Origin of the sequence: Zobellia sp. OII3 (assembly GCF_002211465.1) — a bacterium.
Classification (GTDB): domain Bacteria; phylum Bacteroidota; class Bacteroidia; order Flavobacteriales; family Flavobacteriaceae; genus Zobellia; species Zobellia galactanivorans.
Window position 1 is genome coordinate 1,212,297 of the sequence record NZ_MWRZ01000001.1, and the last position, 12,671, is coordinate 1,224,967.

9 protein-coding genes are annotated in these 12,671 nt (G+C 41.0%); 7 read left to right on the forward strand and 2 right to left on the reverse strand.

The window, feature by feature from the left end; translation table 11 throughout:
• Positions 1-7: 7 nt before the first annotated feature.
• Complete coding sequence (locus B4Q04_RS05055; RefSeq protein WP_236630969.1) at positions 8-3,085, reverse strand: SusC/RagA family TonB-linked outer membrane protein; 3,078 nt, start codon at positions 3,083-3,085, stop codon at positions 8-10.
• Positions 3,086-3,678: 593 nt separating this feature from the next.
• Here B4Q04_RS05055 and B4Q04_RS05060 point away from each other — a divergent pair.
• Entirely contained in the window at positions 3,679-3,981 is a 303-nt protein-coding gene (locus tag B4Q04_RS05060) for a universal stress protein (RefSeq protein WP_088696158.1), read from the forward strand.
• A 314-nt stretch (positions 3,982-4,295) separates the two neighbouring features.
• Here B4Q04_RS05060 and B4Q04_RS05065 read toward each other — a convergent pair whose 3' ends face one another.
• Positions 4,296-4,988 carry a hypothetical protein gene (locus B4Q04_RS05065; protein ID WP_088696390.1) on the reverse strand — a complete coding sequence of 231 codons (693 nt, stop codon included), beginning with the start codon at positions 4,986-4,988 and terminating at the stop codon, positions 4,296-4,298.
• A 483-nt stretch (positions 4,989-5,471) separates the two neighbouring features.
• Between B4Q04_RS05065 and B4Q04_RS05070 the strand changes: the two genes are divergently transcribed.
• The 6 genes from B4Q04_RS05070 (at position 5,472) to rimK (ending at position 12,189) form a co-directional block, all read left to right on the forward strand.
• A complete protein-coding gene (locus B4Q04_RS05070; protein WP_088696159.1) occupies positions 5,472-6,929 on the forward strand; it encodes an arginine decarboxylase in 1,458 nt (485 codons plus the stop codon).
• A gap of 15 nt (positions 6,930-6,944) precedes the next feature.
• On the forward strand, positions 6,945-7,886 hold the full coding sequence (gene speB / locus B4Q04_RS05075) for an agmatinase (protein WP_013993373.1): 942 nt from the start codon (positions 6,945-6,947) through the stop codon (positions 7,884-7,886).
• On the forward strand, positions 7,873-8,850 hold the full coding sequence (locus B4Q04_RS05080) for a deoxyhypusine synthase family protein (protein WP_013993374.1): 978 nt from the start codon (positions 7,873-7,875) through the stop codon (positions 8,848-8,850). Before speB ends, B4Q04_RS05080 begins: the two co-directional genes overlap by 14 nt.
• Complete coding sequence (locus B4Q04_RS05085) at positions 8,847-9,173, forward strand: hypothetical protein (RefSeq protein ID WP_013993375.1); 327 nt, start codon at positions 8,847-8,849, stop codon at positions 9,171-9,173. The genes B4Q04_RS05080 and B4Q04_RS05085 overlap by 4 nt, the downstream gene beginning before the upstream one ends.
• A gap of 114 nt (positions 9,174-9,287) precedes the next feature.
• Entirely contained in the window at positions 9,288-10,817 is a 1,530-nt protein-coding gene (locus B4Q04_RS05090; protein ID WP_088696160.1) for a bifunctional GNAT family N-acetyltransferase/carbon-nitrogen hydrolase family protein, read from the forward strand.
• A 1-nt stretch (position 10,818) separates the two neighbouring features.
• Positions 10,819-12,189: a 30S ribosomal protein S6--L-glutamate ligase gene (gene rimK / locus B4Q04_RS05095; RefSeq protein ID WP_013993377.1), complete on the forward strand. Its 1,371-nt coding sequence runs from the start codon at positions 10,819-10,821 to the stop codon at positions 12,187-12,189.
• The last annotated feature ends 482 nt before the right edge of the window (positions 12,190-12,671 follow it).

Sequence of the window (12,671 nt, forward strand, 5' to 3'; positions counted from 1 at the left end):
TATTTTTTTAAAATCCTACTTCCAATCCAAAAATAATTCCAGTTGGTCTTGGATATGCTCTAATATCAATACCACGACCAGTTACTGAATTAACAGTAGGCCTGAATCCGAAAAAACCATCGTTTTCATTAGAACGAGCTCCATTCGTAGAGGCAACATCAGGATCGTACCCTGAGTAATTGGTGACCACAAGCAAATTTTGACCTGTAATGGATAAACGGAAACGTTTTACCCATTCTGTTTTAATATATTCTGAGAAATCGTAACCTACAGTAAGATTTTGCAAGCGAATAAACGAACCATCTTCAACAGCATACGATGAAGGAAGCCCATTCTGACCTGGGTCTGTTGATGTTGGCCTAGGTAGACTACCTGTTGTATTTTGAGGACTCCATCTATCTAAAACGTCTGTAAACTTATTACCATCTGCACTTAATGTGTTAAAGACACGCGCTTGGTTATAAATTTCGTTTCCTTGAACACCATTAATGAAAATACTGAAATCAAAGTTTTTATACTCACCATTAAGATTGATACCGTAAGTGAAATCAGGAACGGGACTACCCAAAATAGTTTGGTCTTCATTATTGATTTGCCCATCACCGTTGATATCCTTTTTAATGAAATCCCCAGGCGAAAGAGCAGAAATGTTAGGGTCATTACTTCTGTTAGGGTCACTATCTATTTGAGATTGATCGTCATAAACCCCATCAACTACAAAACCATAAAAGGATCCTGGATCTTCACCCGCTCTAAATATATTCACGCTTTGAATTCCCTCGTTTACAGAAGGACCAAAAAATTCACTTGGAACTTGGGTCAACGTACTCTTTTGAGTAGCGAGATTAAAACCAATATCAAATTTAAAATCCCCTTCGGTTTTTCTATAGTTCACCAAGAATTCTACACCACTATTCTCTAGACCACCTGCATTTTGTGTCAAAGGCACGTTAGTACCGTTCGAACTAGGAATAGGTACTGCTACTAATAGGTTTTCAATATCCTTTTTATAATATTCAGCCGAGAAGGTCAATGCATTATCGAAGAAACCAAGATCAATACCGAAATTCACCGTAGAGGAGGTCTCCCATTGCAATCCGTCATTGGCAAATGAAGTCTGGGCAAAACCAGGTAATATGGAATTTCCAAACGAAGCGGAAGAGGTGGTGCCCACAACGGACTGGTAAAGGTAATTGCCGACATTTTGAGCACCTAACTCACCGTAACCCCCACGTAATTTGGCTTCTGAGATAATACCGTTTTCAGGAAAAAAGTCTTCATCACTAATTCTCCAACCTAAAGAAAAGGAAGGGAAAACATCAGAACGAAAACCCTCCGCAAATTTGGAGGATTCATCGCGCCTAATCGTACCGGTAAATAAGTACTTACCCGCAAACGAATAATTGAGACGACCAAATGTGGAAATTAATCCGTCAACTTCCTTAAAACCTGCGCTTCCAATAATGTTATCAACTCCTGCAGCACCAGTTGTACGTATGTCATTGGACGGAAGATTGCCGACGTAGTTTGCCAGCAAGTCATATCGTGTTCTTAATTGTCCATAACCAACAACAACGTCTACTTTATGATTGCCAAATTCCTTGTTATAATTTAGGGTAGGTTCAATCTGAGTTTTTAAGAACTCGGAACGAACATGGGTCAAGTCATTTTGTGGATTATCATTAAAACGTGCATCTGTGGGGCTCATAAAATAAGTCGGCCTAAATGTTTCACGAAAACTGTTTGTGTAATCGACACCTAGGTTTAGTTTTGCGGTTAACCCTTCCACTATTTCATAAGCAACACTAATGTTGCCTAGTAGGTTTCTTCTGGTTTCAAGATTGTCATCTAATACTGCCAAAGCATAATTATTCAAACCACCGAAACCTGCAGTTTCCCTAACCGGGGCTTCAAACCCACCTTCATTCTCAGGAACGTTAAAACGTAAAATAGGTGCTGTGGCAGCTTCAAATCCGAAATATTCGTTCTCCTGAATTTTACTTTGAGTTAAACCAATGGATTCCGTAATGGTAAATTTTCCTATTTTAAAATCACTATTGACCCGCGCATTGATTCTTTCAAAGCCCGACCCAACCAATATACCATCTTGGTTATAATAATTCGTAGAAAAAAAGAATCTAGACTTTTCGTTGCCTCCCGCCACAGAAACGCCGTAATCTTGAATTGGCCCGGTACCTAAAGACTTATCTTGCCAATCAGTATAGGTAAGACTTCCATTCTCAGAAAAATTGGCAGGATCGATTTGGAAACCGCTCGCGTCGTTTGTCTCAAAGTCCCTTCGATAATCCAAAAATTGTTCGCTGTTCAAGAAATCTAGTTTTTTTGAAGCAACTTCAACCCCTCCTCTTATGGTTAGGTTGACTGAAATTTCGTCCCGAATTCCTTTTTTTGTTGTAATCAATACTACACCATTAGAGGCGCGAGACCCGTAAATTGCTGCAGACGAAGCATCTTTCAATACTTCAATCGACTCAATATCGTTTGGATTCACAAAATCCATATTCTCGGCAAAAGTTCCGTCTATTACATATAACGGAAAAGAATTGGTTAGCGAACCGATCCCACGCACGAAGACATTTGCGGAACCACCAGGCTGACCACCAAATGTTTCAACTTGTACACCTGCCAATTTGCCTTGCAGGGCAGCTGTGGGATTACCTGTAACCACTTGGGCAATATCTTCTGCCTTGATAGAAGCAATAGCACCGGTAACCTCTCTTCGGCTTTGAGTACCATAGCCCACGACCACTACTTCATCTAATAGTGCGGAATCTTCACTAAGCTCTACATCAATAGTAGAACGATTTGAAACGGGAATTTCTTGAGTTGAAAACCCAATGTAACTGAATACTAATACGGCATCAGTGCTTAAATCGGAAATCGTATAATTTCCGTCAAAATCTGAAGTAACCCCATTGGTAGTTCCCTTTACCACAATGTTAACGCCGGGTAGTGGTCCTTGCATATCAGATACCGTCCCAGATACCTGTGTGGTTTGCGCAAAAGCAATACTACCCAGTAGAGCAAAGGCAAAACCCATAATTTGTTTGAGTAATTCTCCCATAATAAAAATTAATAAAGATTTCTTATTAGTTGATTGTTATTTGCATGATTACATATGTGCTATGATAGTCTATGCTACTTAGCAAATATAAAACAAATTGGCCAATTCCAAAATTTATCTTAATAAAAATGATATTATGTTAATTTTGGGGATTGTAAAATGCAAAAATGCTAATTCTTGAAAAACGGTTATATATTTAATTATAGGGAAATTCTCTTAAGTCAGAAGGGGGCTATGTCAAGTGATGATTTTATCGAATACCTATAAATATTACTTTGGTAATAAGTGAGATTACAGGACGGATGAAATTACCCCTGAGTCCAATGTAATTGTTATTCGTACTGTAGTTATGTCTGTTGCTTTAGGGTATCTTGTGCTTATAGAACATATTTTTTTATTCTTTCTTAAACCAAAACTTAAGGAATGGTATCAACTACCTCACGGTAAAGCAGAAGTATTTTGAGAGGATGTTTTAATTACCTACTAAGATATTGGGATTGATATAAATTTTTCTGGAAATGACAAATCTATTATATAAAATACCTCGTTATAAGGAGGAAAGTGCGGGAAGCCACTAACATTAAGAAAGGTTAATGAATCATGAAACGGAAGAGGATAGTTTTGTTATGGAGAAGTATGAAAAAAGACTTGGACAATTGGGTTATAAAGCAAATCATAAAATTGGATTTGGAAATGCCACTAGTGATATTTCCAGAATAGTTAAGAAAGAAGAAGTCGATTTTTTGGTTATAGGCGTAGATGACGGTAAAGGAATCGAAGATGTGATTTTAGGAACCACTTTACATACTGCTCGGCACAAAATAAAAGTGCCTGTTTTGATTGTGAATTCTTGCCGAGGTCACTATCTTAAATTGTTGTTTTATAAGGGGTCTTAAGCCCTAAAAAGAGAAAAGTCCTTTTTTAGATAAGGGCTTTTATATTTTATAGACATCGAATTTCTTGATCAATTCGTTTATCCTCTTTTTGTTTTCTTCTAGCTTCGCTTCCAGTTCTTTTATCTGTTCTTTGGTAATGGTATTCATGCCATCATAATTAATATTGTCCGATTATAACGGAATATGATGGCTTACATTGTATGTATCTGATCAAATACATATTTTTTTATGGGCGGGGTGGTCCGGTCAATATGTATGTAAACGACCGAATCCTTCTTAAGACTGGTTTTTATCAGTGCTTGGGCGATTCAGTCCTACCTTTTTGCCCAAATCTCGTACATGGGTTCTCCCTTACTATTGTTTCCGGTATGGTGCCAATCGCTTCCTTTTAGTTCGTAGTCGAACTTTAAGGTCGCTCCCACACGGGAATCGTCTTTTGAGAAAAAGTCTATGTTTTCGGTGTAATGGCCGTTTTTTGAACTAAAGGAACCTCCGCCCGTACCGAAAAATTTCATGCTGTCGGTATGGTAGGCAATCCATTGAAAGCGTCCGTTCATAAGTAGTTTGAGTGTTTTTCTAGGGTTTTCTTCGCCCCTGCGCTCTTGACCGGTATCGGGGCCGCGTGTGGCAAAAAGCCATTTCCCGTCCAAGGCTTGTGTAAGGGGGGCAATCGGTTTAAAAGTAGCGCTGGATTTCAGTTCAAGAACAAGGGCATCCTCTTTTTGTTCGAAGGGAATCTGTAGTGTCTTCAGTTGGTCGTTTTCGTAATTGGAATTGAATTCCAAATCGACAATAAGGTGATTACCTTCTACTTTTACAAAACCTCCACGGGTCATTATAAAGTGGGCCGGACTTTTTTCGTAGACCGTATGTACAAGGTAACCATCGTTGATATGAAGCTCATGGGTGGTATTTTTTTGGTCGATGTGCTCTTCAAAAAGGTAACTTTTTGATGCCATTTGGGCACTGACAAGATGGGTCGTGGCCAAAATGAGGAATAAAACCATGCATTTTGTCCTAATTTTGATTGTAGTTTTCATTTGTTGAGGATTTTTAATGGTTTAAAAATAAGGTAATTACATTATATTTTTAGCTTTTGGACCTCCTTTTAAAATTTTTTTTCACGCTTTGTCGTAATTTTTTTGAAAATTCTTGATTTTAATTTTTTTTTGTTTTCATTTGTCCTGTCTTTAGCGATTTAAAACTAGAGGCGTATAGAGCTTTTAGCTGAACATTATGCAATGTGTTTCTATGTTCGGGCTATGGGAGATTAGGAAGTCAAATCTCATAGCAACCCATCAGATGGGCGGCCGAATTTTAAAGCTAACTTCCGATTTTTCTACTACTATTGTGCAAAGCCAGCACAACTACTTTTTTATTCCTACTACTCAGGAACAAATTCTTATATGATACCATCGGTAACAATTATTTAATCTTTACAGCACACCTTAGTAAAAAAATATACCGATTTTCATTCACAAGAATTCACAATGAATACAAAATACATCGATCTGATCGATCAAACTTACTTTTTCCCTCAAGAGGAGTTCACCCTTGAGGACGAGCACTTGAAGTTTCATGACATACCGCTTAGAGATGTGGTGGAAAAATTTGGGAGCCCTTTAAAATTCACCTATCTGCCTAAAATTTCAGAGAATATCGGCAGGGCGAGGAACTGGTTTGCGAACGCTATTGAAAAGAATGCCTACAAGGGCAAATACCACTATTGTTATTGTACCAAAAGTTCGCACTTTCAGCATATCTTACACGAAGCGCTCAAGAACGATATCCATATCGAGACCTCTTCGGCCTTTGACATCAATATCGTAGAGCAGTTGAAAAAAGATGGAAAGCTAAAAGATAGTGCCTATGTAATCTGTAACGGTTTCAAACGCGAGCAGTATGTAGATAATATCGCGAGGCTGATCAATAACGGCCATAGGAACTGTATCCCTATCATCGATAATTACGAAGAGATCGGACTTTTGTCCGACGTTATAGACGATACCTTTAAAATCGGGATTCGAATAGCTTCTGAGGAAGAACCCAAATTCGAGTTCTATACCTCTCGCTTGGGAATTGGCTACAAGAACATTGTACCGTTTTTTGAAAACGAAATCAAGGACAACGACAAGGTAGAGCTGAAAATGCTTCACTTTTTTATCAATACCGGTATTCGTGACAATGCGTACTATTGGAACGAGTTGGTAAAATGTCTGAAAGTGTACACCCGTTTGAAAAAAATCTGTCCCTCTTTGGATAGCTTGAATATTGGTGGAGGATTCCCCATCAAGAATTCCTTGGCCTTTGAGTACGATTATCAATATATGATCAACGAAATCTTGAACCAGATCAATATTACTTGCGAAGAGGCCGATGTGCCAGTTCCCCATATTTTTACGGAGTTCGGAAGTTTTACCGTTGGTGAGAGCGGCGGGGCTATTTATGAAATTCTCTACCAAAAACAACAGAACGACCGTGAAAAATGGAATATGATCGATTCATCTTTCATTACCACTTTGCCCGATACTTGGGCCATTAACAAGCGATTTATCATGTTGCCCATCAACCGATGGAACGACGAGTACGAACGCGTGCTTTTGGGTGGCTTGACCTGCGATAGCGATGATTATTACAATAGTGAGCAGAACATGAACGCTATTTACCTGCCCAAATACAAACGCGATAAACCTTTGTATATAGGCTTTTTCAATACAGGGGCCTACCAAGAGACCATTGGCGGTTATGGCGGTCTACAGCATTGCTTGATCCCCCAGCCCAAACATATATTGATAGATAAGGATGCCGATGGCAATCTTACCTATGAGGTCTTTAGTCCCCAACAAAAGGCGGAAGACCTATTGGATATTTTGGGTTATAAAACGGATAAATCTACCGTAGGCACCAGCGATACTACTATCGAACATGCAATTACATCAAACGTATAAACTTCAACAATCAAGATGAGCACAACAAAGAATTATGCGGGCATTCCCGACAAATTCGCACAATTAGAAACGGCCAAGGTGGTTTTAATACCTGTGCCTTATGATGGAACAAGTACTTGGGGCAAAGGTGCCGATAAGGGCCCCCAAGCATTTTTAGAGGCTTCCGAGAATATGGAGCTTTACGATATCGAAACCGATAGCGAGGTGTATGAGCAAGGCATTCATTTGGCCGAGGCCATAACCGAGAACAGCTCACCGGAAGCCGTGGTAAACGCTGTTCATAAACAGACCAAAGATTACATTAAGCGCAACAAGTTCGTAACCTTGTTCGGGGGGGAGCATTCCATTTCGATAGGTACGATCCGCGCCTTTAACGAATGTTTCGATAATCTGACCGTTTTGCAGATCGATGCCCATGCCGACCTACGCGAGTCGTACGAGGGTACAAAATACAACCATGCCTGTGCGGTTCACGAAGCCAGTCAGACCACAAATCTGATCCAAGTAGGGATTCGTTCCATGGATGCTATAGAAAAATCGTTTATGGACGAAGAAAAGACCTTCTTTGCCCACGATATGGTACATGATGAGTATTGGACGGACAAGGTAATCGAAGCCATGACCGACAACGTCTTGATTACCTTTGATCTTGATGCCTTTGATCCTTCGATCATGCCTTCAACGGGAACTCCCGAGCCAGGGGGACTCTTTTGGTACGAGACCTTAGAGTTTTTAAAACAGGTATTCAAGGAGAAAAACGTAGTGGGCTTTGATATTGTGGAGCTCTGTCCCAATCCCGCGGATAAATCTTCAGATTTTCTTGCCGCTAAATTGTATTATAAAATGCTAAGCTATAAATTTATGGGTGAGGCGTCAGATGACGAATATGACAATACCTACGATGTAGATTACAAATCAGGTACGAACGGTTTAAAATTTGATGATGACGAAGACTAAAGGAGCAATTTCCGAATTTATAGAAAAATATTACCTGCATTTTAATGCTGCCGCTTTGGTTGATGCCGCCAAGGCATACGAAGAGCAATTGAACAAAGGTTCTAAAATGCTTGTGTCATTGGCCGGAGCGATGAGTACTGCCGAATTGGGCAAGATCTTTGCCGAAATGATCCGTCAAGACAAGGTACAGATCATATCGTGTACAGGGGCCAACCTAGAGGAGGATATCATGAATTTGGTAGCACATTCACATTACAAACGCGTTCCCGAATACCGAGACCTTACGCCCCAAGATGAGTGGAATTTACTCGAAAAGGGCCTGAATAGGGTAACCGATACCTGTATTCCCGAAGAGGAAGCCTTTAGAAGGTTGCAGGAGCATATTTTTAAGATATGGAAAGATGCCGAGGAAAAAGGGGAGCGTTACTTGCCGCATGAATACATGTATAAAATGTTGCTTTCCGGGGTGCTTGAAGAGTATTATGAAATCGACCTTAAAGATTCATGGATGTACGCCGCTGCGGAGAAGAACCTACCTATTGTGTGCCCAGGATGGGAAGACAGTACTATGGGCAACATCTTTGCATCTTATGTGCTAAAGGGCGAGTTGAAGGCCAGTACCATGAAATCGGGTATTGAATATATGACCTTCTTGGCCGATTGGTATACCGATAACTCTAAAAACGGTATCGGCTTCTTTCAAATCGGAGGAGGTATAGCTGGTGATTTTCCTATCTGTGTAGTGCCTATGCTCTATCAAGATATGGAACGTACCGATACACCGTTCTGGAGCTATTTCTGCCAGATCAGTGATTCTACCACCAGTTACGGGTCGTACTCGGGTGCGGTTCCGAACGAGAAAATTACATGGGGGAAACTCGATATCGATACCCCGAAATTTATAATAGAAAGCGATGCAACCATTGTTGCGCCATTAATTTTTGCTTATCTTCTAGACTTATGAGTAGTAGAAAAGAAAACACAAATTTAAAGCGCGTCATCGTAGACTTTAAAAAGTTGACCCCAGAAGTGTTGAAGCTTCTGGTGGAGGCTTATCCCGATGGTTATGATGATCGAAATATTATTTCCTTCAAAAATGCCAATGGTGAACGTATTGAAGCTGTTGAAGTGTTGACCGAAGACACCAAATATTTGGTGAAGATCAGTGCGAAGCTTGAGTACACTATGGAGAATTACGACGAAGATGATTATGAAGATTTTGATGATGACGATCCAGATGCGGTAGTAGAGCCCGACCCTGAAGATATGGCTCAAGACGATGATTAGAGCCGTTCTACGGTTTGCGCAAAACCTTTGTTGCCCGTTCTTCGGGCAGTGGCCCTTCTTAGCTCTATTCCAAAATTTTGTTCATAGTAACAATTACCGCTTAACGCCTGTTCGATGAAAATAGAGGATATAGAGAATATAGAGTTGAAGTTTTTAAGCCTTGATGATTATCAAGAGCTTAAAGATGCCATGATATCGGCCTATGCCAATATGCCTGGATCCTACTGGAAAGAAAAGCAAATAAAATCGCTTATCGATAAATTTCCGGAAGGCCAGGTGGTAATCAAGATAAATGGACAGTTGGCCGGTGTGGCCCTGTCCATTATTGTAGACTATGACCGTTTCGATGACGAACACACCTATGAGCAGATTACGGGCAACTATTCCTTTGCCACGCATGACGATGAGGGCGATGTGCTCTACGGTATCGAGGTCTTTATAAAGCCACAGTTTCGCGGTCTTAGATTGGGACGTCGCTTGTACGATTACCGAAAGGAATTGTGCGAGAAGTTGAACCTTAAAAGTATTGTCTTTGGAGGAAGAATGCCCAATTTTCATAAATACATGGGCGAGCTTACCCCAAAAGAATACATTGCCAAGGTGCGCCGTAAGGAAATTGCCGATCCTGTACTGAACTTTCAGATCTGCAACGATTTTCACCCTGCCAAGGTCATGAAGGGATACTTGGAAGGCGATAAGGACTCGAGTGACTTTGCCATTCTGATGGAGTGGGACAATATCTATTATCAAAAACCTTCTAAAAAGGCGGCGACCAAGAAAAAAGTCATTCGTTTAGGGCTTATACAATGGCAGATGCGACCCTATAAAGATTTGGAAGAACTGCTGCAACAGGCGGAGTATTTTATCGATGCCGTTTCAGGGTATAGGTCCGATTTTGCCCTGTTTCCCGAGTTTTTCAATGCGCCCTTGATGGCCAAGGACAATCATTTGTCCACTTCCGACGCCATTCGTGAATTGGCTAGGCATACGGGTGATATTGTACAGAAATTTTCTGAGTTTTCCATATCCTATAACATCAACATCATAACCGGAAGCATGCCTGAAATGATCGATGGACGTTTGTACAATGTAGGTTATTTGTGCCGGCGTGACGGTAGTATGGAGCGTTATGAAAAATTACATGTTACCCCTGACGAAGCCAAGGTGTGGGGAATGCAAGGAGGAACCCAACTAAGGGCCTTCGATACCGATTGCGGTAAAATAGGCGTCTTGATCTGTTATGATTCCGAATTTCCTGAACTAAGCCGCCTGTTGGCCGATGAGGGTATGGATATATTGTTCGTTCCCTTTTTGACCGATACCCAAAATGGCTATTCTAGGGTGCGGTATTGTGCCCAGGCAAGGGCGATAGAAAACGAATGCTATGTGGCTATTGCCGGTAGTGTTGGCAACTTGCCCAATGTGCAGAACATGGATATTCAATTTGCCCAATCCATGGTATTTACACCTTGTGATTTTTCCTTCCCCACCAATGGGATCAAGGCCGAGGCCACACCGAATACCGAAATGATCTTAATAGCCGACGTAGATATCGATTTGTTGCGCGAACTTAACCAATTTGGGGCTGTACGGAATTTGAAGGATAGAAGAAAAGATATATTTGAACTAAGAAAAAAAGTGTAGTTTGACTGACTTAAAGATTATAGGAAGCGAAGAATGGTGCGTGTTTGAAAATTTGGGTATCCCGGCCATAAAGGCAAGGGTAGATTCAGGGGCCAAAACATCGTCCATACAAGCGACCAACATAAAGATTATTATGAAGGGCACCCAAGAATGGGTAAAGTTTGAAGTAAGCCCGCTTCAAGAAAACCGAAGTATTTCCATACCCTGTCAGGCGCGGTTGGTAGACCGTAGAATGGTAAAAAGTTCTTCGGGAATCTCAGAAGAGCGCTTGGTGGTACGTACTGCGGTTACCTTGGGAGACGAGACTTTCGAGATAGAGCTTACCTTGGCCAACCGTGATACCATGGAGTTTCGTATGCTCTTGGGGCGCGAGGCGCTGAACGAACGTTATATTGTAAACCCTGCACTCAATTATCAGATACAGGATTTTGACGAAGCGGTCATTAACCAAAAATACGCTCCCTATTTTAAGGAGAAAACGGGGTTAAAGATTGCCCTCTTGGCCAGCAACCCTAACCTATATAGTAATAAGCGTATCATGGAAGCCGCTGAGGCCCGTGGTCATGAAATTGTTTTTCTGAACGTAGAACTGGCTTATATGAAGCTTGATGCCCACTCGCCTGAAATCCGGTATAGAGGGGGCAATATTCTGAATGCCTTCGATGCCGTTATACCGAGAATCAAACCTTCGGTTACCTTTTATGGTTGTGCATTGATCCGACAATTCGATAATCTTGGGGTCTATTGCCAAAATACGGCCGAGGCCATTACGCAGTCAAGGGACAAGCTTTTTGCATCGCAATTGTTTTCTAAGAACGATATACATATTCCTATAACCGGTTTTGCCAAATCCCCAATGGATACCAAAGACCTGATCAAAATGGTCAATGGGGCACCTTTAATTATCAAGTTGCTGGAAAGTACTCAAGGAAAAGGGGTGGTGCTCGCCGAGACCAATAAGGCTGCAGAGAGCGTGATCAATGCATTTAAAAGTGTAAATACCAATATTTTGGTGCAAGAGTTTATCAAGGAAGCCAACGGGCAAGATATTCGCTGTTTCGTTGTCAACGGAAAAGTAGTGGCCTCTATGCAAAGACAGGCTGAAAAAGGGGAGTTCAGGGCCAATATCCACCAAGGCGGCAAGGCTTCCATTATTAGGATCACTTCCGAAGAACGCAAACTGGCACAAAAGGCGGCAAAAGTTTTGAACCTGGCCGTTGCCGGGGTCGATATCATTCGCTCGAACAAAGGCCCCTTGCTCTTAGAGGTAAATTCGTCCCCCGGTCTTGAAGGCATCGAAAATGCAACGGGAAAAGACATTGCCAATGAAATGATCGTGGCCATTGAAAAGAAGTTAAGGTTTAGTATCTAAATCGAACACCCTATCAAATAGTCCGAATTTGGAACTATAATACTATACCGTAGTACCTATATAATAGACCGAAAAAAGAAGACCTCGTTTTGCGAGGTCTTCTTTGTTATATATAAGGATGCCAAAATAGAGGTATACTTTCTCTTGGTGGTTACCCTTTTCGACCTACCGACATAGCCCATGGATCTATCTTCAATACATGGGTGTGATACACATCAAAATGTCTTTCACCTTCCTTTTTGACCTCCTTGCCGATATCACCGATAAAGGGGTCTCGTCCAAGTAATTTCTTTCTCCGATTAAGGGTCGAAATCCCGACCTAATGCATTATTTGTTCGATGTAAAATCAATGAATTTCGATTGTATCTGTCTGACATTTAGTTTTTTACAACTCAACGAGTAAAGCGTACCACTTGTATTGTTTTTCTACTTGACCGTACAATGTGCCGTTCAGGTCTAAGCAAAACAAGAAACAATAAAAT

What these genes read in the sequence shown, in the direction of transcription:
- B4Q04_RS05090 (WP_088696160.1), top strand. Translation starts at nt 9,288, where the DNA reads ATGAAAATAGAGGATATAGAGAATATAGAGTTGAAGTTTTTAAGCCTT.
- speB (WP_013993373.1), top strand. Translation starts at nt 6,945, where the DNA reads ATGAGCACAACAAAGAATTATGCGGGCATTCCCGACAAATTCGCACAA.
- B4Q04_RS05080 (WP_013993374.1), top strand. Translation starts at nt 7,873, where the DNA reads ATGACGAAGACTAAAGGAGCAATTTCCGAATTTATAGAAAAATATTAC.
- B4Q04_RS05070 (WP_088696159.1), top strand. Translation starts at nt 5,472, where the DNA reads ATGAATACAAAATACATCGATCTGATCGATCAAACTTACTTTTTCCCT.
- B4Q04_RS05055 (WP_236630969.1), bottom strand. Translation starts at nt 3,085, where the DNA reads ATGGGAGAATTACTCAAACAAATTATGGGTTTTGCCTTTGCTCTACTG.
- B4Q04_RS05060 (WP_088696158.1), top strand. Translation starts at nt 3,679, where the DNA reads ATGAATCATGAAACGGAAGAGGATAGTTTTGTTATGGAGAAGTATGAA.
- B4Q04_RS05085 (WP_013993375.1), top strand. Translation starts at nt 8,847, where the DNA reads ATGAGTAGTAGAAAAGAAAACACAAATTTAAAGCGCGTCATCGTAGAC.
- B4Q04_RS05065 (WP_088696390.1), bottom strand. Translation starts at nt 4,988, where the DNA reads ATGGTTTTATTCCTCATTTTGGCCACGACCCATCTTGTCAGTGCCCAA.